21 protein-coding genes are annotated in these 18,959 nt (G+C 72.9%); 14 read left to right on the top strand and 7 right to left on the bottom strand.

Annotated elements, in window-relative coordinates; all coding sequences use genetic code 11:
* The first annotated feature begins 26 nt into the window (after window positions 1-26).
* The 5 genes from ABEA53_RS04575 to ABEA53_RS04555 all read left to right on the top strand — a co-directional run bounded on the left by ABEA53_RS04575 (window position 27) and on the right by ABEA53_RS04555 (window position 5,180).
* Complete coding sequence (locus ABEA53_RS04575; RefSeq protein ID WP_345479824.1) at window positions 27-1,079, top strand: LolA family protein; 1,053 nt, start codon at window positions 27-29, stop codon at window positions 1,077-1,079.
* Window positions 1,076-2,011, top strand: coding sequence for an ABC transporter ATP-binding protein (locus ABEA53_RS04570; protein WP_345479822.1), 936 nt, complete (start codon window positions 1,076-1,078; stop codon window positions 2,009-2,011). Before ABEA53_RS04575 ends, ABEA53_RS04570 begins: the two co-directional genes overlap by 4 nt.
* Window positions 1,998-2,852 carry an ABC transporter permease gene (locus ABEA53_RS04565; RefSeq protein ID WP_345479820.1) on the top strand — a complete coding sequence of 285 codons (855 nt, stop codon included), beginning with the start codon at window positions 1,998-2,000 and terminating at the stop codon, window positions 2,850-2,852. The genes ABEA53_RS04570 and ABEA53_RS04565 overlap by 14 nt, the downstream gene beginning before the upstream one ends.
* Window positions 2,853-2,966: 114 nt before the next feature.
* Window positions 2,967-3,638 (top strand): endonuclease/exonuclease/phosphatase family protein, encoded by a 672-nt coding sequence (locus ABEA53_RS04560; RefSeq protein ID WP_345479818.1) that lies wholly within the window; start codon window positions 2,967-2,969, stop codon window positions 3,636-3,638.
* 78 nt (window positions 3,639-3,716) lie between these two features.
* The gene (locus ABEA53_RS04555; RefSeq protein ID WP_345479817.1) at window positions 3,717-5,180 is read left to right on the top strand and encodes an MFS transporter; all 1,464 of its coding nucleotides are present in this window, start codon (window positions 3,717-3,719) and stop codon (window positions 5,178-5,180) included.
* Between the two features lie 46 nt (window positions 5,181-5,226).
* Here the strand turns inward: ABEA53_RS04555 and ABEA53_RS04550 are convergent, their stop codons facing one another.
* Window positions 5,227-5,829, bottom strand: coding sequence for a DUF5946 family protein (locus tag ABEA53_RS04550; RefSeq protein ID WP_345479816.1), 603 nt, complete (start codon window positions 5,827-5,829; stop codon window positions 5,227-5,229).
* Window positions 5,830-5,949: 120 nt separating this feature from the next.
* On the opposite strand from ABEA53_RS04550, the gene ABEA53_RS04545 reads away from it, so the two are divergent.
* From ABEA53_RS04545 to ABEA53_RS04535, 3 genes are all read left to right on the top strand, one after another.
* The gene (locus ABEA53_RS04545) at window positions 5,950-7,284 is read left to right on the top strand and encodes a PQQ-dependent sugar dehydrogenase (RefSeq protein ID WP_345479815.1); all 1,335 of its coding nucleotides are present in this window, start codon (window positions 5,950-5,952) and stop codon (window positions 7,282-7,284) included.
* A 62-nt stretch (window positions 7,285-7,346) separates the two neighbouring features.
* Complete coding sequence (locus tag ABEA53_RS04540; protein WP_345479814.1) at window positions 7,347-7,769, top strand: VOC family protein; 423 nt, start codon at window positions 7,347-7,349, stop codon at window positions 7,767-7,769.
* 46 nt (window positions 7,770-7,815) lie between these two features.
* Window positions 7,816-8,112: a hypothetical protein gene (locus tag ABEA53_RS04535; RefSeq protein ID WP_345479813.1), complete on the top strand. Its 297-nt coding sequence runs from the start codon at window positions 7,816-7,818 to the stop codon at window positions 8,110-8,112.
* A 19-nt stretch (window positions 8,113-8,131) separates the two neighbouring features.
* On the opposite strand, the gene ABEA53_RS04530 is transcribed toward ABEA53_RS04535, so the two are convergent.
* Window positions 8,132-8,689 (bottom strand): hypothetical protein, encoded by a 558-nt coding sequence (locus tag ABEA53_RS04530; protein WP_345479812.1) that lies wholly within the window; start codon window positions 8,687-8,689, stop codon window positions 8,132-8,134.
* A 243-nt stretch (window positions 8,690-8,932) separates the two neighbouring features.
* Between ABEA53_RS04530 and ABEA53_RS04525 the strand changes: the two genes are divergently transcribed.
* Entirely contained in the window at window positions 8,933-11,470 is a 2,538-nt protein-coding gene (locus tag ABEA53_RS04525; protein WP_345479811.1) for an ATP-dependent Clp protease ATP-binding subunit, read from the top strand.
* A 45-nt stretch (window positions 11,471-11,515) separates the two neighbouring features.
* On the opposite strand, the gene ABEA53_RS04520 is transcribed toward ABEA53_RS04525, so the two are convergent.
* Window positions 11,516-12,313, bottom strand: coding sequence for an LLM class flavin-dependent oxidoreductase (locus tag ABEA53_RS04520; RefSeq protein ID WP_345479810.1), 798 nt, complete (start codon window positions 12,311-12,313; stop codon window positions 11,516-11,518).
* Window positions 12,314-12,374: 61 nt separating this feature from the next.
* Between ABEA53_RS04520 and ABEA53_RS04515 the strand changes: the two genes are divergently transcribed.
* Window positions 12,375-12,614, top strand: a complete 240-nt coding sequence (locus ABEA53_RS04515; protein ID WP_345479809.1) for a hypothetical protein — start codon at window positions 12,375-12,377, stop codon at window positions 12,612-12,614.
* Window positions 12,615-12,642: 28 nt separating this feature from the next.
* Here the strand turns inward: ABEA53_RS04515 and ABEA53_RS04510 are convergent, their stop codons facing one another.
* Complete coding sequence (locus ABEA53_RS04510) at window positions 12,643-12,861, bottom strand: hypothetical protein (protein WP_345479808.1); 219 nt, start codon at window positions 12,859-12,861, stop codon at window positions 12,643-12,645.
* 41 nt (window positions 12,862-12,902) lie between these two features.
* Between ABEA53_RS04510 and ABEA53_RS04505 the strand changes: the two genes are divergently transcribed.
* Genes ABEA53_RS04505 through ABEA53_RS04495 form a run of 3 tightly spaced genes read left to right on the top strand, consistent with a single transcriptional unit; the run spans window position 12,903 to window position 13,797 of the window.
* The gene (locus ABEA53_RS04505; protein WP_345479807.1) at window positions 12,903-13,220 is read left to right on the top strand and encodes a DUF1905 domain-containing protein; all 318 of its coding nucleotides are present in this window, start codon (window positions 12,903-12,905) and stop codon (window positions 13,218-13,220) included.
* A 44-nt stretch (window positions 13,221-13,264) separates the two neighbouring features.
* Window positions 13,265-13,432, top strand: coding sequence for a ribbon-helix-helix domain-containing protein (locus ABEA53_RS04500; protein WP_345479805.1), 168 nt, complete (start codon window positions 13,265-13,267; stop codon window positions 13,430-13,432).
* Window positions 13,429-13,797: a VOC family protein gene (locus ABEA53_RS04495; RefSeq protein WP_345479804.1), complete on the top strand. Its 369-nt coding sequence runs from the start codon at window positions 13,429-13,431 to the stop codon at window positions 13,795-13,797. Before ABEA53_RS04500 ends, ABEA53_RS04495 begins: the two co-directional genes overlap by 4 nt.
* Before the next feature lie 12 nt (window positions 13,798-13,809).
* Here the strand turns inward: ABEA53_RS04495 and ABEA53_RS04490 are convergent, their stop codons facing one another.
* Complete coding sequence (locus ABEA53_RS04490) at window positions 13,810-16,077, bottom strand: transglycosylase domain-containing protein (RefSeq protein ID WP_345479803.1); 2,268 nt, start codon at window positions 16,075-16,077, stop codon at window positions 13,810-13,812.
* 164 nt (window positions 16,078-16,241) lie between these two features.
* Between ABEA53_RS04490 and ABEA53_RS04485 the strand changes: the two genes are divergently transcribed.
* Entirely contained in the window at window positions 16,242-16,427 is a 186-nt protein-coding gene (locus ABEA53_RS04485; protein WP_345479802.1) for a PspC domain-containing protein, read from the top strand.
* A gap of 47 nt (window positions 16,428-16,474) precedes the next feature.
* On the opposite strand, the gene ABEA53_RS04480 is transcribed toward ABEA53_RS04485, so the two are convergent.
* Both ABEA53_RS04480 and ABEA53_RS04475 read right to left on the bottom strand, forming a co-directional pair.
* Complete coding sequence (locus ABEA53_RS04480; protein ID WP_345479801.1) at window positions 16,475-17,770, bottom strand: NAD(P)/FAD-dependent oxidoreductase; 1,296 nt, start codon at window positions 17,768-17,770, stop codon at window positions 16,475-16,477.
* Window positions 17,767-18,864: an NAD(P)-binding domain-containing protein gene (locus tag ABEA53_RS04475; protein WP_345479800.1), complete on the bottom strand. Its 1,098-nt coding sequence runs from the start codon at window positions 18,862-18,864 to the stop codon at window positions 17,767-17,769. Before ABEA53_RS04475 ends, ABEA53_RS04480 begins: the two co-directional genes overlap by 4 nt.
* Between the last annotated feature and the right edge of the window lie 95 nt (window positions 18,865-18,959).

Here is an 18,959-nt window from a genome sequence, read left to right as displayed (position 1 = left end):
GCCGCAGCGGACGTAGCCTCGAACGCATGCAGCACCGTCGCCTGATCCGCTGGCTCCCCGCCGTCGTCGCCCCCGTCGTGGTGGCAGGGGTCGTCGCCGTGCCGCTCGTCGCCGCAGCGACCCCGCCCGACCTGCCCGCGAAGTCGGCGCAGCAGGTGCTCGAGCTCGTCGCGAAGGCGAAGGACGTGCAGGGCTTCTCCGGCGTCGTCGAGCAGCGCTCGAACCTCGGCCTGCCCGCCGTGCCGTCGATCGGCGCGGGCAGCGACACGGACACGGCGTCGACGCTCGACCTGCTCTCCGGCACGCACACCGCCCGAGTCGAGGTCGCCGGTGCGAGCAGGGCGCGCATCGCCGTGCTCGACGACTCCGCCGAGCGCGACGTCGTGCGCGACGGCCGCAGCGTCTGGCTGTGGGACTCGAAGAAGAACACCGCCGCCCACGTGGTCGCGTCGGGCGACGCCCGGCCCGGCATCGAGCAGGGCGCGCTGCCGACGCCCGCCGAGGCCGCGCAGGAGCTGCTCGCGAAGGTGGACGGCACGACCCGCGTCTCCGTCGACTCCGCCCAGCAGATCGCGGACCGCGACGCCTACACGCTCGTCCTCACGCCGCGCACGACGCAGACCACCATCGGCTCGGTCCGCATCGCGGTCGACGCGGAGACCGGCCTGCCGCTCGACGTGCAGGTGCTCGCCCGCGGCGCCTCCTCCCCCGCCTTCGAGACGGGCTTCACGAGCATCTCGTACGCCGTGCCGGCCGCCTCCCGCTTCGACTTCACGCCGCCCTCGGACGCGAAGGTGACCACGAAGACGGTCACGCCGGGCGACCGCCCGCAGCACCGCGCGACCGACTCCGGCCCGCGCCCCGAGGTCAGCGGCTCGGGCTGGGCCTCCGTCGTCACGGTGCCCGCCGACCGCGTGCCGTCCGGTCTCGGCGACGACGCGACGGTCCGGCGTCTCACGACCGCCGCCGACGGCGGCCGCGTGCTGCACACCGCCCTGGTGAACGTGCTGCTCACGGACGACGGCCGCGTGCTCGCGGGCGCCGTGCCGGTCTCCAGCCTCGAGTCCGCCGCTCGGTGAGCGCCGGTCTCGCGATCGAGACGGAGGCACTCGGCAAGCGGTTCCGGGGCCGCGACGCGGTGGCCGACGTCGCCCTCGCGGTCCCCGCGGGCAGCGTGTTCGGCTTCCTCGGCCCCAACGGGTCCGGCAAGACGACGACCATCCGGATGCTGCTCGGGCTGATCAGCCCGACCTCCGGGTCGGCGTCGCTGCTCGGTTCGGCGATGCCGGACCGGGCCGCGGCGGTGCTGCCCCGCGTGGGAGCGCTCGTCGAGGGACCGGGTTTCGCCGGGTACCTGTCGGGCGCCGCGAACCTCGCCCGCCTCGACTCCGCGGATCCGGTCGCCGACCCGCGAACGCGGAAGCGGCGCATCGGGGAGGCGCTCGACCGGGTCGGGCTCTCGGCGGCGTCGAGCAAGCGGGTCAAGGCGTACTCGCTCGGCATGAAGCAGCGGCTCGGCATCGCCAACGCCCTGCTGCGGCCGCGAGACCTGCTGGTGCTCGACGAGCCGACGAACGGCCTCGACCCCCAGGGCACCCGCGAGGTGCGCACGCTGGTGCGCAGCCTCGCCGACGGCGGCACCACCGTGTTCGTGTCGAGCCACCTCCTCGCGGAGATCGAGCAGATGTGCACCCACGCCGCGGTGATGCGCACGGGCCGCCTCGTGGCGCAGGGCACGCTCGACGAGCTGCGCGGCGCGGCGCCCGACGACCGCCTCCACCTCGCCACCCCGGACGCGGAGCGGGCGATCGCCGCGCTCGGCGCCGCCGGGCTGACCGCGACGCAGGCGGGTGCGGAGGTGGTCGCACCGCTCGCGGGGCGGGCGATCGAGGACCTCGTGCCGGCGCTCGTCGCCGCCGGGGTGCGGATCCGCGGCATCCGTGCGGCGGAGGCGAGCCTCGAGGACCGCTTCGTGGCGCTGACGGGCGAGGGCTTCGATGTCGCGAACTGAGCAGGCACGGCCCGTCGAGCGCCGCCGGCTCGGCCTCTCCCTGCTCGCCACCGAGATCACCGTCCTGTTCCGGCGCAAGCGGACGTGGGCGATGCTGCTCGCGCTCGCCGCGGTGCCCGTGCTCGTCGGTGTCGCGATCCGGCTCTCCTCCGGCGGCGACTCCGGCCGCGGCCCCTCCTTCCTCACGCAGATCGCGGGCAACGGCCTCTTCGTGGGCGTCGCCTCCCTGGTGCTCGCGATCCCGCTGTTCCTGCCGCTCACCGTCGGCGTCGTCGCCGGCGACACCATCGCCGGCGAGGCGTCGCAGGGCACCCTCAGGTACCTGCTCGTCGCGCCCGCCGGCCGCCCGCGCCTGCTCCTCGTGAAGTTCCTCGGCGCGGCCGTGTTCTGCTTCGCCGCACCGCTGACGGTGGTGGTCGCCGGCACGCTCACGGGCGTCGCGCTGTTCCCGATCGGCCCCATCACGCTGCTGTCCGGTGATCAGGTGCCCGTCGCGGAAGGCCTCCTGCGCCTCCTGCTGCTCGCCGCCTACGTCGGGGTCGCGATGCTCGGCCTCACCGCGGTCGGCCTGTTCGTCTCGACGCTCACCGACGTGCCGGTCGGCGCGATGGCGGCGACGGTCGTGCTCGCCGTCACGAGCCAGGTGCTCGACCAGCTGCCGCAGCTCGAGGCGCTGCACCCGTTCCTGCTGTCCGACTCCTGGCTCGGCCTGATCGACCTGCTGCGCCAGCCTCCGGAGTGGGGCACGTTCGGCACGAACGCGCTGCTGCAGCTCGGCTACGTCGTCGTGTTCGGGGCGCTCGCCTACGGGCGCTTCACCACCCGCGACGTGCTCGCGTGATCGGGCCCCGCCGCTGACGCGATCGAGGGGTCTCGGATCCTCGAGCGCCGACGCCGGGCTAGGTTGATCGGCGGGTCCGCGGGGAGGACCCGGGCGGGGAAGGGCTCGACAGACGTGAAGATCATCAGCTACAACCTGCGCGAGCACACCGCCCGCGGCGAGCTGGAAGCGCTCGCCGCCGGCACCGACGTCGACGTGCTGGCGCTGCAGGAGTGCGACCACACCGACATGCCCGACGAGCTCGGGCACCTGCGGCTCATCGAGCAGACGCGGACCAACCGGCTGGGGCTCGCGCTGTACGCGCGGGAGGACCGGTTCGAGGTCAAGGGCAAGAAGGTCTTCGCGCTGCGCAAGTCGATGCACGACCGCCTGCTCAAGCCGGCGAACGAGCGCCTGCTGGCCGCGCACCTGCTCGATCGGAAGACCGGGCGCGAGGTGCTGGTCGGCGACTTCCACGCCGCTCCCCTGACCGCCACGAACTCGCTGCGGCGCAAGCAGATCGCGGCCGCTCACGAGGGCATGCGCGGCATCGCCGCCGGCCTGCCCGCCGTGATGGTGGGCGACTTCAACTACCCGTGGTTCCTGCGCGGGCTGGAGCGGCGGCTCACCGCGACCGGCTACGAGCTGACGCGCATGCCGACGCCTACCTACGTGAAGTTCCCGTTCTCGGCGGGCTACTTCGACTTCGCCACCTCGACCGGCTTCGTGCTCGAGGACCTGGAGGTGCTGCCGCAGGGCATCTCGGACCACCTGCCGATCAGCATGACGGCGCGACTCGCGGCGTAGGGGCCGCTCCAGGTCACCTGAACGTGGGCTGACCGTTTTCGAGGAAGCGTTCAGCAATCCGGGCGTAGCTTGCCGCGCATGACGACGACGGCATCGGGGCCGCAGACCATCCGCAGTCTCATCCCCGCACGGATGGATCGCCTGCCCTGGACCCGGTTCCACTGGACCGTCGTCGTGGGGCTCGGCGTGTCCTGGGTCCTCGACGGCCTCGAGATCCAGATGGTGTCGGCCAACGGGTACGCCAAGCAGCTCGGGATGTCCACCACGGAGGTGGGCCTGACGGGCACCGTCTACCTGCTCGGCCAGGTCGTGGGCGCGCTCGTGTTCGGCCGGCTCTCCGATCGGCTCGGTCGCCGCAGGTTCTTCATCATCACGCTCGGCATCTACCTGGTCGCGTCGGGCATCGCGGGCCTGTCGTTCGCGCCCTGGTTCCTCTACATCTTCCGGTTCATCGCCGGCATGGGCATCGGCGGCGAGTACACGGCGATCAACTCCGCGATCGACGAGATCATCCCCTCGCGCTACCGCGGCCGGGTGGACATCGCGATCAACGGCACCTACTGGGGCGGCGCGGCGCTGGGCGCCGCGGCGAACCTCTTCCTGCTCGCACCGGGCAGCGCCCTCGAGACGTCCGGCTGGGGCTGGCGCATCGGCTTCTTCATCGGCCCGGTGCTCGGCCTGATCATCATCTTCCTGCGGCGCAACATCCCCGAGAGCCCGAGATGGCAGCTGACCCACGGCTACGAGAAGGAGGCCGAGGCGAACGTCGACCGCATCGAGCGGGAGGTGGAGCACGAGTCCGGCTCCTCGCTCGAACGGGTGCCCGACGAGACGGCGATCGACGTCCCGGTCCACGACCGCGTGCCGTTCCGCGTCGTGCTCTACGTCTTCACCCGGATGTACCCGAAGCGCGCGTTCGTCGCCTTCTCGATGATGATCACGCAGTCGTTCCTCTACAACGCGATCTTCTTCAGCTACGCCGAGGTGCTGAAGAACTTCTACGGCGTGGACAACGCGGCGGTCTACTTCTTCCCGTTCGCGATCGGCAACCTGATCGGCCCGCTGGTGCTCGGCCACCTGTTCGACACGATCGGCCGGAAGCAGATGATCTTCGCGACCTACGGACTCGCGGCGGTCGTGCTCGCCGTGTCGGCCGCCCTGTTCCAGGCGGACGTGCTCACGGCGACGACGCAGACGATCCTGTGGAGCATCTCGTTCTTCTTCGCCTCGGCCGGCGCCTCCTCCGCCTACCTGACGGTCAGCGAGACGTTCCCGCTGCAGGTCCGCGGCCAGGCGATCTCGTACGTCTTCGCCGTCGGGCAGTTCGTCGGCGCGTTCGCTCCGGTCATCTACAACGCGCTGATCGGCGACGGCAAGGACCGGAACCCGCTCGCCGCGGGCTACTACCTCGGCGCCGGCGTGATGCTGCTCGGCGGGATCATCGCGCTGCTGTTCGGCGTCGCAGCCGAGCGGAAGTCCCTCGAGGACGTCAGCGACGTCGACTTCATCGACAAGATCGAGGCGCGCATCGGGGTCCGCTGACCCGATCGAGCGATGGAGGGGCGGGGGCGATGCCTCCGCCCCTCGGTCATGCGGCGAGCAGCCCCAGCAGGCGGTGCACCGCGGAGGCGGGACCGATGGTGCCGTGGAGGCCTTCGGCGCGGCCGGGCTCCAGGAAGATCGAGCGCAGCATCGCGCGCACCTCGTCGTCGACATCCGGGTCGCTCCCGCGCCAGGCGTCCCAGACGCTGCGCGCCCACTGCCCGGCTGCTCGGGCATGACCGCCGGAGGAGTGCTGCCGCACTCCCGCCTCCGCGACGTCGAGCACCGTCAGCCAGCGCTGCGGCGGCACGGGCGGGGTGAAGTCGGGCCAGTCGACCGTGGGATGCCCCATGCGCCGGTGCACCGACCGCACGTCCTCCGCGGAGAAGCCGTGCTCGAGCGCGAGCCACAGGCCGGCGAGGCTGTAGGCGACGCGGATCCGCGGGGCGCCGCCGCCCGCGTGCTGCGCCCCGTAGGCGTCGACCGTCAGCTGGTGGTAGCGCAGCATCACCGGGTGCTGGAACTCGAAGCCGAGGACCTCGTGCAGCACCGACTCGCAGGACGGGGTCGCGTGCAGCGAGGGCGTCTCCGCGTCCGACCCAGCGGGCAGCACGATGCCGCAGCCGGGACACGCGGTGCGGGGGCGCACGGCACCAGCGTGGCACGCCGCGGCTCCGGGAACTCCGAGCAGGCCTCCCGCACCTGAACGGATGCCGGGTGTCGAGGCGGTGCCGCATCGCCGGGCGCGGCGCCCGGCGAGACTGACGCCATGTCCATGAGGCGGCGCGCGACCGCGATCGGCGCGGCGACGCTCACCGCACTGCTCCTGGCCGGCTGCACCGCCGACTCCCCCGCTGCGGCACCGACCCCCGCACCCTCGGGGCTCGGCCGCAGCGCGCTGCGGGTGCCCGACGCGCTCGACGGGGCGCCGTTCGACGCCTCCCGCACCGTCGACGCCCCGCGCGGCTGGACGGTGTCCGTGTGGGCCCGCGTCGACGGCGCGCGGCTCGCGGCGTGGACGCCCGACGGGCGACTGCTCGTCTCCCGTCCCGAGTCGGGCGACGTGCAGGTGCTCACGCCCGGCAGCGACCCGCAGGCGGTCCCGCGCACCACGACGCTCGTGTCGGGGCTGAACCGCCCGCACGGGATGGCGTTCCGCGGCGACACGCTCTACGTCGCGGAGAGCGATCGGGTCAGCGCCTACGACTACGCCGACGGCGCGGTCTCCGGCCGCCGAACCGTGGTCGCGGGCCTGCCCGACGCCAGCACGCCCGAGCTGCGGGGCGCGTACGCCCACGCGCTGAAGAGCGTGGCGGTCGGCACCGACGGCGCGCTGTACGTGTCGGTCGGCAGCACCGGCAACGCCTCCGCGGAGGACCGCTCCGCCTCCCCCGAGCGCGCGTCGATCCTGCGCGTGCAGGGCGGGCGGACGACCGTCTTCGCGCGCGGGGTGCGCAACGGCACGGGGCTCGCGATCGCGCCGGACGGCGCCGTCTGGACCGCGGTGAACAACCGCGACCGCATCGCCTACCCCTACGACCGCGCCTACGACGGCTCGGGCGGCTCCGACCTCGGCGCCGTGCTGCAGCCCTACGTGAACGACCATCCGCTCGAGCCCGTCGCGAAGCTGACCGCGGGGCGCGACCTCGGCTGGCCCTACTGCAACCCCGACCCGGACGTCGATCCCGGGGCGGCCGGCACCGCCTTCGCGTTCACCAATCGCGGGTTCGTGCGGGACCGCGAGACGAACGCGGACGGCAGCCGGCTCGACTGCGACGCGCTCCCCCGCGTGGAGCAGGGGCTCCCCGCGCACTCCGCACCGCTCGGCATGAGCTTCGTCGGCGCCGGGGTGGTGCCGGCCGGTCCGGGCGCCCTGGTCGGCGTGCACGGCTCCTGGAACCGCACGCCGCCGCGCGCGCCGGAGGTCGCCTTCCTGCCGTGGCGCGACGGCACCCTGCAGCCCGCGCAGCCGCTGCTCACCGGCTTCCAGGCCGCGGACGGCAACCGCTGGGGGCGCCCGGTCGCCGCCGTCGCCGGGCCGGATCGTGCCGTCTACGTCACCGACGACGAAGCCGGCGCGGTCTACCGCATGGCCCCCTCCTGACCCTCGACCCGCACGGGCGGTGCTGCCAAGGTGGAGCCACCCGATCGAGTGGAGGAGCCGACGTGACCGCGAACCTGAACCCGTACCTGAACTTCCGGGGCACCGCCCGCGATGCGCTCGCCTTCTACCAGTCCGTCTTCGGCGGCGAGCAGCGCGTCAGCTCGTTCCGCGACTACGGCATGCCCGTCGCGGAGGGCGAGGAGGACCTGCTCATGCACGGCCAGCTCCAGGGGCCGAACGCCCCGCTGCTGATGGTGTCCGACGTGCCGAGCCACATGCCGTACACGCCCGGCGAGAACACCTTCTCCGTCTCCCTCTCCGGCGACGACGAGACGCTGCTCTCCCGCTGGTGGACCGCGCTCAGCGAGGGCGCCGACATCGCCCAGCCGCTCGAGAAGGCACCGTGGGGCGACAGCTTCGGCATGCTGACCGACCGGTTCGGCGTCTCCTGGCTGATCAACATCGCCGGGAGCCCGACGGCGTGAGCCGCTCCCGGCGGGCTCCGGTGGAGGAGCGGGCAGGATCGGAGGCGTGAACCGTCTGCTCGTGCCCCTGCTCACCTCCGCCGGCCTGCTCGGCGGCTACGGCGTCGCCCGCGCCACCGGGGTCCGGGCCGCGGGAGGCGGCGTCCTCGGCGCCGTCGGGGCGGCCGTCTTCGTGCTCGTGAACCGCAGCGGCGGTCCGTGGCGCGCCGCAGCGGTCGTGCTGATCTACCTGGGCGCGTTCGGCGGCTCGCACCCGCTCGCGAAGCGCCTCGGAGCGTGGCAGTCGGTGCTCGCCGTCGCCGGTGCGACCGCGGTGCCCGCCGCGCTGCTCGCCGAGCGCTGAGCCCGCGCGGGGCCGGCGACTAGAAGAGCTGCAGCGCCGCGAAGTACGCGACGACCAGCGCGATGACGCCGGACAGGGTCGCGAAGGTGATGCGCGCCCTCCAGCGGCCGGGGAATCCGCCGACGAGCTGCGCGAGCAGCCCGGTGACGAACAGCGCCGCGAAGGAGCCGAGGAACGCGCCGCCGACGAGCAGCGCGGCCATCACGGGGTCGCCGGGGCTCTCGAACTCGACGTAGATGAAGAAGATGGCCGCGATGTGCAGCGGCAGGCTCATCGCCGTCAGCACCGCGAACGCCAGGACGCCGAGCGTGCGGCGGGGCGCGGGGTTCCGTCGGTCGGCGCGCGCGGCGGGCTGCTGCGGCTCGGGCCGGAGCGCCGGGTGCTGCGCGACCGGCGCCTGACGAGGAGCCTGCTGCTCGTACGGGTAGGTCGAGGTCGCGCGCGGCTGCTCGTACGGGTACACCGAGGGCGAGGTGCGCCTGGGCGGCTGATCCGGGGTCCGGTTCGCCGTCTGCGGGTACGCCGCGCTCGGCTGCCCGCGGTACAGGCGGGGGTCGTGCGGTCGGCTGCTGTCCACGTTCCTACGCTCTCATCGACGGCTCGCGGTGTGGGGACACCCGCCGGGACCGTGCCCCGACCGTGACCTCGGGATGATCCTTCCCCGGACGGGGGACGGAAGCACCGCGACTGGCCGGTGCGCGCCGATTCGGGTGCCGGCGGCGGCGGCCGTCCGTCGAACCCGTGGCGGGAAGCGGGAATGCGGAGGGCACTCCTGCGTTGACTTGAGTCGAAGGCGCTCAAGTTCCACTAGGAGGACCCTTTGCCTCAGTACTTCGGCTCCGGCGACGACGGACGTTTCGACGATGAGCTGGCAGCAGCCCTGTCGCGGATGCTCAGCGGTCAGCGTTCCGGCCGCCCCATCGACATCTCCCGCCTGCTCAGCAAGCGGACCCACGAGCTCCTCGGCGGCGCCGTCCGCTACGCCGTCGAGCACGGCCACGACGAGGTCGACTCGCTGCACCTGCTGCGCGGTCTCGTCCTCACGGAGGAGGGCGAGAGCACCCTCCGCGCCGCCGGGATCGACGTGGACGGGCTCGTCCGCGCGATCGAGCAGCGCATGCCCGCCGGCGGCTCCGCCCGCACGGACGGCACTCCGTCGCTGACGGGCGCCGCGCAGCGCTCGCTGCTCGAGGCCGCACAGGTCGCCCGGGCCTCCGGCTCCACCTACGTCGACCCCGAGCACCTGTTCTTCGCGTACGTCGCGAACCAGCAGGGCACCCCCGGCCAGCTGCTCGCGTCGTTCGGCGTCACGCCCGACTCGCTGCAGTCGATCGCGGAGCACGCCGCCGAGGCCCGCGAGGTCGCCGAGTCCGAGACCGGCACCCCGACGCTCGACAAGTACGGCGTCGATCTCACCGCGAAGGCGGAGGCGGGCGGACTCGACCCGGTGATCGGCCGCGCGCTCGAGATCGAGCAGACCGTCGAGATCCTGCTGCGGCGCACCAAGAACAACCCGGTGCTGATCGGCGAGCCCGGCGTCGGCAAGACCGCGATCGTCGAGGGCCTCGCTCAGCGCATCGTGGACGGCGACGTGCCCGAGGCGCTGCGCGGCAAGCGCGTCGTCTCCCTCGACCTGCCCGGCATGGTCGCGGGCACCCGCTTCCGCGGCGACTTCGAGGAGCGCATCACCAAGGTCGTGTCCGAGATCGCCGAGCACAAGGACGAGCTGCTCGTCTTCCTCGACGAGATCCACACGGTCGTCGGCGCGGGCGCCGGCGGCGAGGGCGGCATGGACGCGGGCAACGTGCTCAAGCCGCGCCTGGCGCGGGGCGACCTGCACCTGATCGGCGCGACCACGCTGAAGGAGTACCGCCGGATCGAGAAGGACGCCGCGCTCGAGCGCCGCTTCCAGCCCGTGACCATCGGCGAGCCGTCCGTCGAGGACGCCGTGCGCATCCTCGACGGGCTGAAGTCCCGGTACGAGGAGCACCACGGGGTGCGCTTCACCGACGAGGCCGTCCGCGCCGCCGTCGAGCTGTCGCACCGCTACGTGACCGACCGGTTCCTGCCCGACAAGGCGATCGACCTGATCGACCAGGCCGGCGCCCGCCGTCGGCTCGCCCTCGGCGTGCGCGTGGACGTGGCCGCCCTGCAGGCGCGGGTCGCCGAGCTCGAGGCGGACAAGGGCCGCGCGGTGGCCGACGAGCGGTACGAGGAGGCGTCGCACCTCCGCGACGAGATCGAGGCCGTGCAGGCGCGCATCGCGTCGGCGGACTCGGCGCCGAGCAGCACGGACGAGGCCGCCGTGGTCGACGAGGCGGAGATCGCCGGCGTCGTCTCCCGGTCGACCGGCATCCCGGCCACCCGCCTCACCGAGGCCGACCGGTCCCGGCTCGCGAAGCTCGAGTCCGAGCTGCACGAGCGCGTGATCGGCCAGGACCCGGCCGTCTCCGCGATCGCCAAGGCCGTCCGGCGCAGCCGGACCGGCATGGGCGACCCGAACCGGCCCGTGGGCAGCTTCCTGTTCCTCGGCCCGACCGGCGTCGGCAAGACCGAGCTGGCGAAGGCCCTCGCCTCCAGCCTCTTCGGCGACGAGACGGCGATGCAGCGCTTCGACATGAGCGAGTTCGGCGAGCGGCACACCGTGAGCCGGCTGATCGGTGCCCCTCCGGGATACGTCGGCTACGACGAGGCCGGTCAGCTAACCGAGCGCGTCCGCCGGAACCCGTACTCGGTGATCCTGCTCGACGAGATCGAGAAGGCCCACCCCGACGTGTTCAACCTGCTGCTGCAGGTGCTGGACGACGGTCGCCTGACCGACGGCCAGGGGCGCACGGTCGACTTCCGCAACACGGTGCTGATCATGACGTCGAACATCGGCAGCGAGTTCCTCGCGTCCCGCAGCGGCGCCCTGGGCTTCATCCAGGCGTCGGAGGAGGGCTCGGGCTTCGGCTCGGACAAGGCGCTCCGCGACCGCGTGATGGGCAAGCTGCGCGAGGCGATGCGGCCGGAGTTCCTGAACCGCATCGACGAGGTCGTGCTGTTCCGCAAGCTCGAGCCGCAGCAGCTGCACGCGATCGTGCGAATGCTGCTCGCCTCGACGGCGGCGCGGCTCGCGACGCGGGACGCGGTGCTCGACATGACGGACGAGGCGGTCGCGTGGATCGCCGAGCACGGCTACGAGCCCGAGTACGGCGCCCGGCCGCTGCGCCGGCTGATCCAGCGCGAGGTCGAGGACCGGATCGCGGATCTGCTGGTCACGGCCGACCCGGTCGCCGGCGACGTGGTCCGGGTGTCCGTCGAGGACGGCGCCCTCCGCGCCGCGCTCCAGCCGGTCGCGCTCCCGCTCGCGGCCTGAGCGCCCGGTGTGTTCACGGATTAGGGGATCGGCTCCGCCGATCCCCTAATCCGTGAACACCTGCTCCGCGGCGCGGTCGACGAAGGCCAGGATGTCGTCGAGCGAGCCCGTCGGCGTGATGGCGCGCAGCACCAGCTCGTCCACGCCGCCGCGGTAGGCGTTCACGCCGGCCGCGAGGTCCTCACCGCGCTGCGGCAGCGTGGTGTCGATCGCCTCGACCCCCAGGCGCGCGAAGTTCGCGGCGTAGGCGGGGTAGGAGGCGTACTGGGCGGCCTCCCGCTCGAGCACCGGCCGCGCCGCCTCGTCCACGATCGCGCGGACGTACAGCGCGGCGCGCGGTGCCTCGCCCTGCGCGGCCGCGCCCGCCTCCCGCAGCTGCGCCGCCTGCTGCGCCGCGACGGTCGGAGGCAGCCAGCTGAGCAGCGCCCCGTCGGCGCGCTCGCCGGCGAGGAGCCGCATGCGCGGTCCGAGCGCCCCGACGACGACGGCGGCCGACGTGCCGCTGCGGAGCACGCCGATCGCCTCCATGACCGCGTCGACCGCGCCGCGGCGCAGCGCTCCGGAGCCGATCCCGAGCGTCAGCCTCGACTCCGGGACACCGCTGGCCCGTAGGTCCTTCAGCAGCGCGGCTCCGGGACGCCGGTCGACCGGGATCACGCCGGTGGCCACTCGCAGGTGCGCGGTCGCCTCGGCCGCCGCGGCGAGCCCGACGAGCGAGTCGCCCTGCGGGCTGTCGTTCAGCCAGAGCCCGGCGAACCCCGCCGCCTCGACCCGCGGCGCGAGCACCCGCACCGCGTCCGGCCCGAGCGCACCCGGGACACCGATGGACACCTCTGTACGCATGGCACCTCCTGGATCGAGGATGCCTCTTCCGGGTCCACGACCGCTGCGGGACGATGACCGCGTGCGCCGCGTGCTCCTCGTCATCACGGCTGTCCTCGGCGGCGCGCTCGCCGCGATCGGGATCTGGTTCGCGACCGATCGACGGCCCGCATCGTTCGGCTGGACCGCGTACGCGCCGCTCAGCGACACCACCTACGTCGTGCCGGTGGGCCCGCCGGTCTGGGCGATCGCGCTCGTGGTCGCCGGCTCCGTCGCCGCGGGCGCAGCCCTCGCCCTGCTGCTCACCCGCCGCCCGCGGTAACCGCTTCCGGACAGCGCTCAGACGCGCGTCAGCGGCGGCGGCGCACCCAGGACAGGATCGCCGCGTCCGCGATCGTGAAGACCAGCAGGACGCCGCCGACGACGACGGGCCACACCGACTTCGTCGCGAGCCCGTAGATCACGAGGCCGACCGACACCAGCACGAGGACCGCGATGCCCTCGATCGCCCCGATCCGCTCGAACACCTTCGGCACGGCGGGCAGTCGGTCGCGCGGCTCCTCGGGCATGGACCCAGTCTGCCGGACGCCGCTCGCTACGCTCGAAGGTCGTGACGGTGCTGCAGGACGACCTGACGCTCGAGTTCACCGCGCCGCTCTGGCGCTGGGAGGCGCGACGCGAGTTCTGGACCTTCGTGTCCCTGCCGGCCGAGCTGACCGGCGAGGTCCGCGAGCTCGCCGGCGATCTGCCGCGCGGCTTCGGCGCGATCCGAGCGCACGGCCGGGTGGGTGCGAAGCAGTGGTGGACGTCGGTGTTCCCGCAGAACGCCGACGGCCAGTACGTGCTGCCGGTGAAGAAGAGCGTGCGCGAGTCCAACGGCCTCGAGCTCGGCGACGACGTGCGGGTGTGGCTGCAGCTGCACCCCTGAACCCGCGCTTGCCGGCCTCAGCGAACACCTACTAGCCTACTAGTATGCCGATCGCGCCGCCCGGGAAGACCCAGTGCAACGTCTACCTGCCGATCGAGCTCGTCACCGCGGCGAAGCACGCCGCGATCGATTCGGGCGAATCGCTGTCGACGTTCGTCGAGCACGCGATCCGCGGGCGGCTCGAGACGCTCGCGAAGGAGCAGTCCCGATGAGAGTCGTCCCCGTGCGGTTCACCGCCGACCCGGCCGCGATGCGGCGCTTCCTCGAGGCGCTCGGGCTCGCCACCACCGTGCAGGCGGACGCGGGCGGCTGGGTGGCGCTCAACGGGTCCGGCGGCGGGGTGGGCCTGCACGCCGATGCGTCCGCGGACGAGCCGCGCTCCCCCGGTCACACGGACCTGTCGTTCGAGGCCGACGAGCCGCTCGAGGCGGTGCGCTCCAGGCTGGCGGCGGCCGGCTTCGAGGCCGACATCATCGACGAGAGCTTCGGCCGCTCGCTCCGCGTCGTCGACCCGGACGGCGTCACCGTCCAGGTCAACGAGGCGATGCGCGACGACCACGGTTACACCCGAGGCTGACGCCCCGGGCGCTCAGCGACCGGGCTTGCCCTTCCCCTTGTCGCCGCCCTTGCCCTTGTCGTCGGACGCCGGCTTCGAGCCGCCGTTCGACGTCCTCGCCGGCTTCGGGTCGGACTTCGGCATCGCATCCGCGTGGCGGATCGCCGCGCCGCCGGACACGTACTGCGCCGCCGGGTAGGGCCAGGACGAGGCTCCGCCGTACTTCGCGTTCATCGGCCGCTGGATCGCCTGCCAGATGCAGTGCCGCATGGACGCGTAGTTGGAGCCGGCGTTGCACCCGTGGGGCCCGTAGACGAACCGCAGGTTCTGGTGCCCCGTCACGTTCCCGACCCAGACAGCCGTGGTCACCTTCGTGGTGGACCCCATCGTCCAGGTGTCCTTCGCGAAGTCCGTCGTCCCCGTCTTGCCGAAGACGTACTTGCCGTCGTACAGCTGGTCCATCGCCATCGTGCCGTTGCCGACCGTCGGGTTGTGGAGGTCGTAGCCCGCCGCGGTCATGAGCCCCGCGTCCTGCACCCGGCGGCAGTTCGCCTTCGGGACCGCCATGCCCTTGCCGTCCGAGTCGATCACGCGGTCGATGCCGATGGCGTCGCAGCGGATGCCCTTGCTGGCGATCGTCGCGTAGCCGACGGCGTTGTCGAGCGGCGCGACCGTGCTGGCGGCACCGATGGACATGGTCGGCTTGACCTGCAGGTGCTTGGCGCCGAAGCCGTCCTTGACGCCCATCGACTCCGCGATCTTCCCGAGGTCGCAGAGGTCCTGCTCCTGCGCGAGGGACGCGAAGACGCCGTTGATCGACCGCGCCGTGCCCTTCTGGACCGTGTAGTTGCCCTTCTCGTCCTCGTCGTTGTGCAGGTCCCACGGGCCGCCACCGCCCTGGTACGGCGATCCGCAGGCCGTGAAGTTGCCGTCCGGGATCACGCGGGCGTTGCCGTTGACGCTCTGGTTCATCGAGTGGCCGGTCTTCAGCCAGCCGATCATCGTGTACGCCTTGAACGTCGACCCGGGCTGGAAGCCGGCGCCCGCGCCCAGCTTCTGGTTGACGTTGAAGTTGACCGCGGAGTACTTCGTGCGGGGCTTCGCCCCCGTGGGCCGGTAGGTCTTGTTCTGCACCATCGTCAGGACCCGGCCGGTGCCGACCTGCACCGAGACCGATGCTGCGCCGACGTCGGTCGCTCCTGGCTTCTGCGGCACGTAGTAGTCGACCGCCTTCTGCGCCTTCTTCTGCAGGTCCAGGTCGAGGGTCGTGTAGACCTTCCAGCCCTGGGTCCGCAGGTTCGCGTCGCGGATCGCCTCAGTCCTGCCGAACTGCTTGCTCGCGAGGATCGTCTTGACGACGTAGTCGCAGAAGAAGCCCGCCGCGCCGGCGGTCTGGCACCCGGTGGACGGGGGCGAGATCTTGGTCACGATCTTCGCGGTGGAGTACTTCTCGTACTCGGCCGCCGTGATCATGCCGTGGTTGCGCTCGACCTTCAGCACGTAGTTGCGGCGGGCCTCGGCGCCCGCGAGGTTCTCCTTGCGGTCGAGCCGGAACTCCGCGGGGTTGTTCACGATGGAGATCAGCGTCGCGGCCTGGCCGATGTCGAGGTCCTTGGCCGACTTGTCGTAGTAGTACCGCGCCGCGGCCTCGATGCCGTAGGTGCGGCCGCCGAATCCGGCGATATTGAGGTAGCCGAGCAGGATCTCGTTCTTCGTGTACTGCTTCTCGAGGCCGATCGCGAGACGCATCTCGCGGATCTTGCGGTTGTACGAGCCCTCGGTGCACTTGTCGTACGCGGCGGTCATCGCCTTCTTGTCGACGAGCGCCTCCGCCTGCTGCACGCAGACGTTCTTCACGTACTGCTGGCTGATCGTCGACGCGCCCTGGATGTCCTTGTGCATCAGGTTCGACACCAGCGCGCGGGCGATGCCGTTCGGGTCGACCGGGCCGTGGTCGTAGAAGCGCACGTCCTCGGCGGCGAGCGTCGCGTTCTTCACCGTCTTCGAGATGCCTTCCCACTTGACGACGTCGCGGTTCTGGTTGAAGAACGACGCGAGGAGGACGTTCTTGCCCTTCGACTTCGCGTAGATGCGCGTCTTCTGGTCCAGCGGCGTGATCGCCATGTTGCCGGGCAGCTTCTGGAAGGCGTTGATCTGCTGCTTCGTGGTGCTGCCGGCGATCGCCACCGCGGGGGTGATGACGCACGCGATGAGCGTGCCGGCGATGGCGGCCACCGCGAAGAACGCGAGCAGGGCGGAGAGCTTGCCGCCCGCTCGGAGGGCGGCCTGGATCGCGGTCACCTGGGCATCGTAAGAGGTCGCCCGGACCGCGACGGTCCGCACGGCCGAAGTGCGCGGATGCGTTCCCCGATCGTTGCCGTTCCGGGCTGCGAGCGCCCTGGGTTCCAGGGGCGACCAGGGCGACACGCAGCCCGGACCGAGCCTCGAGCGGCACGATCGGGACCATGACCGACCTCGTCCGACCGGTCCGCGGCGGCCTCATCGCAGGCGTGTGCGCGGGACTCGCGAAGCGTTTCTCGACCTCGCCGACGCTCATCCGCGTGCTGTTCCTGGCGTCGATGCTGCTGCCCGGCCCGCAGATCCTGATCTACCTCGCGCTCTGGGTGATCATGCCCAGGCAGCGCGCCTGACGCGGCGAGGTCCCGCAGGACGCGTCGTCCTGCGGGACCATGACCGGTCAGGCGCCGGCGGCGCGACGGGGCTGCTGCTCCGGCTGCACCTGCTCCCGCAGGCGGTCGGCGCGGGTGCGCCCGCCGTCGAGGCCGACGAGCGCGGGGCGCGGCACGGGCCGCGCGGCGACCGGCGCCGGCACGACGCGGTTGCGGCCGACGGTCCAGCGGAGGATGCCCACGGCGGTGCGGCGCGACGGCACGTACCAGAGGAACAGCACGGCCCGCGTGAGCCAGCCGAGGACCTCCGGGAGCGGCACGCCCCACAGCGTGGCGACGGCGTGCCCCGGCGCGAAGGACGCGACGGTGCCGAGCCCGCGGAAGCCGAAGCGCCGCGGCTGCGCGCGCCGGGCCGTGCGGGCGATGTTGCGTCCGACGGTCGTGCCGGCACGGATCGCCCAGAGCGCCTCCTTGGGCACCCGGTCGCCCCGGCGCCGGACCGCGGCGACGTCGCCCGCGCTCCAGATGCCGTCGGTCACCTGCAGGCAGTCGTCGACCGCGAGCAGGCCGTCCGCCTCCTGGAACCGCTCGAGCCCCGGGATGACGCCCACCGCGTTGCCGAGGGAGGCGACGACGGTCGCGGCCTCGATGCGGGTGTCGTCGGCGAGCAGCACGCCGCGCTCGTCGGCCGAGGTCACGCGCATGGCCGTGATCAGCTCGACGCCCGCGTCCTGGAGGTTGCGGTTCAGGCGCTCCTGCAGCCACTGCTGGTCCTGCCACACCGGCACGACCGTCGGGCTGGACGACACGAGCACCACGCGGCGGGTGTCGCCGTACCGGCGGCCGAGCGCGGCGGCCACCTCGGTGCCCGCGAAGCCGCCGCCGACCACGACGACCGTCGTGCGGCGGCGCGCGTCCTCGGCGTCCTCCGGGACCTGCTCGTCGACCCGTGCGAGGTGCTCGAGCAGCGCGCCGACCTGTCCCGGGAAGCGCAGCGGGAAGCCGTGCTCGGTGAGGCCGGGCACGTGCTCGGTGCGGTCGTGGGCACCGGTCGCGACGACGAGCTGGTCGTACTCGACGACCCGCGTCTCGCCCTCCCACTCGACCCGCACCGTCCGGGCCTCGCTGTCGACCGCCGTCGCCCAGCCGCGGATGCGCTCGGCGCGCGGCACGCACTCCTCGAGCGGGCTCTCCTGCAGCTCGGGCGTCAGCTCGCCCTCGAGCACCTCCCCCGTGAAGCCGTGGAAGACCTGCTCGGTGAAGGGCGCGACGACGGTGATGGCGGCGGAGGAGCCCATCCAGCGGCGGATCGCCCGGTAGCACCACACCGACGAGTAGCCGCCGCCGAGGATGACGATCCTCATGCGACCGCGCCGTCCGGGACGGCCGTGGCGGGGGTCGCGGCGTCGGTCCAGCCCGGGACCTGCACGGGTGCGCCGAAGGAGGTGGGCGGCGCCAGGTCGAACCCGAGGTGCGCGAAGCGGTCGGCGAGGGACTGCACCCGGTCGACCTGCTCGAGCGAGGGGCGTCCGATGGTGCCGTGACCGCGGTGCCCGGAGAGGGCGAGCAGGGAGCTCTCCGCGAGGCACGCGAACGACGCCGTGTCGGCGAGGTCCATGCCGTAGCCGACCCGGTGCAGGCCGGGGGTGGACACGACGCCGCCGTCGAGCAGCAGGACGTCGGGACGCTCGGTGGCGAGGGCGGGGCTCGTGTTCCGCGGCTGGGTGTCGTCGAGCACGGTCGCCCCGAGCTTCAGGTGCTCCGAGGCGAGCACGGCGCCCGCAGCGGAGGTCATCAGCACGACGAGGTCCGCACGTCGGCAGGCGGCCATGTCCGTCGACCAGGTGGCGTCGAGGTCGTTCGCGAGGGCCGTGAGGGCGGCGGGGGTGCGACCGACGAGCACGAGCTCCTGCGCGACGCCGGAGCGGCCGACGAGCCGGGCGACCGCGGTGCCGACCGAGCCGTTCGCGCCGACGAGCGCGACGACGGGCGGCCGGCTCATCCCGGCGGCGATCCGCTCGACCGCCGCGGCGGTGACGGCGGCCGTGTACGCGTTGCCGTTCGTCACCCCGATGTCGGTGCGCCGGCGCAGCTTGGCGCCGCCCGCCGTCGCGGGTGCCGTCAGCGCGCCGAGGCCGAGCACGGTGGCGCCGTGGGCGACCGCGAGGTCGATCCCCGCGTCGATCCGCTTCGCGACGAGCGCTCGGTCGTCGCCGAGCAGCATCGAGGGGGTGAGCGGCACGGCGATCACCTCGCCGAGCACCTCGCCGGAGCGGTCGTCGGCGGTGACGGTGGCGTGCACCCACGGCTTGAGCGGCAGGCGGCGCATCGCGGACTCGACGAGCCTGCCGGGCAGCAGCCCGAGCACCGGGTTGACGAGGGCCAGGTCCTCGGAGGGGTCGGTGCGCGGGTGGATGAGGAACGCGAATCGCCCGCGGGTCGGGTGCGAGGTGTCCATGACGGTGCTCCGGGGCTCAGGAGGTGGGCAGGCAGGGTCGTGCCACCGGGTCCTGGAGGGTGCGCGAAAGAGCGCTCGGACGCCCCCCGTTGTCC

Source organism: Amnibacterium soli, from assembly GCF_039544415.1.
GTDB lineage: Bacteria > Actinomycetota > Actinomycetes > Actinomycetales > Microbacteriaceae > Amnibacterium > Amnibacterium soli.
The sequence above is the reverse complement of the archived record's forward strand: the minus strand, read 5'-3'. Positions and strand labels throughout refer to the sequence as shown.

Excerpts from the sequence above, each read along its gene's own strand:
- ABEA53_RS04575 (WP_345479824.1), top strand. The coding sequence starts at position 27 with ATGCAGCACCGTCGCCTGATCCGCTGGCTCCCCGCCGTCGTCGCCCCC.
- ABEA53_RS04565 (WP_345479820.1), top strand. The coding sequence starts at position 1,998 with ATGTCGCGAACTGAGCAGGCACGGCCCGTCGAGCGCCGCCGGCTCGGC.
- ABEA53_RS04555 (WP_345479817.1), top strand. The coding sequence starts at position 3,717 with ATGACGACGACGGCATCGGGGCCGCAGACCATCCGCAGTCTCATCCCC.
- ABEA53_RS04545 (WP_345479815.1), top strand. The coding sequence starts at position 5,950 with ATGTCCATGAGGCGGCGCGCGACCGCGATCGGCGCGGCGACGCTCACC.
- ABEA53_RS04520 (WP_345479810.1), bottom strand. The coding sequence starts at position 12,313 with ATGCGTACAGAGGTGTCCATCGGTGTCCCGGGTGCGCTCGGGCCGGAC.
- ABEA53_RS04510 (WP_345479808.1), bottom strand. The coding sequence starts at position 12,861 with ATGCCCGAGGAGCCGCGCGACCGACTGCCCGCCGTGCCGAAGGTGTTC.
- ABEA53_RS04500 (WP_345479805.1), top strand. The coding sequence starts at position 13,265 with ATGCCGATCGCGCCGCCCGGGAAGACCCAGTGCAACGTCTACCTGCCG.
- ABEA53_RS04495 (WP_345479804.1), top strand. The coding sequence starts at position 13,429 with ATGAGAGTCGTCCCCGTGCGGTTCACCGCCGACCCGGCCGCGATGCGG.
- ABEA53_RS04485 (WP_345479802.1), top strand. The coding sequence starts at position 16,242 with ATGACCGACCTCGTCCGACCGGTCCGCGGCGGCCTCATCGCAGGCGTG.
- ABEA53_RS04480 (WP_345479801.1), bottom strand. The coding sequence starts at position 17,770 with ATGAGGATCGTCATCCTCGGCGGCGGCTACTCGTCGGTGTGGTGCTAC.
- ABEA53_RS04475 (WP_345479800.1), bottom strand. The coding sequence starts at position 18,864 with ATGGACACCTCGCACCCGACCCGCGGGCGATTCGCGTTCCTCATCCAC.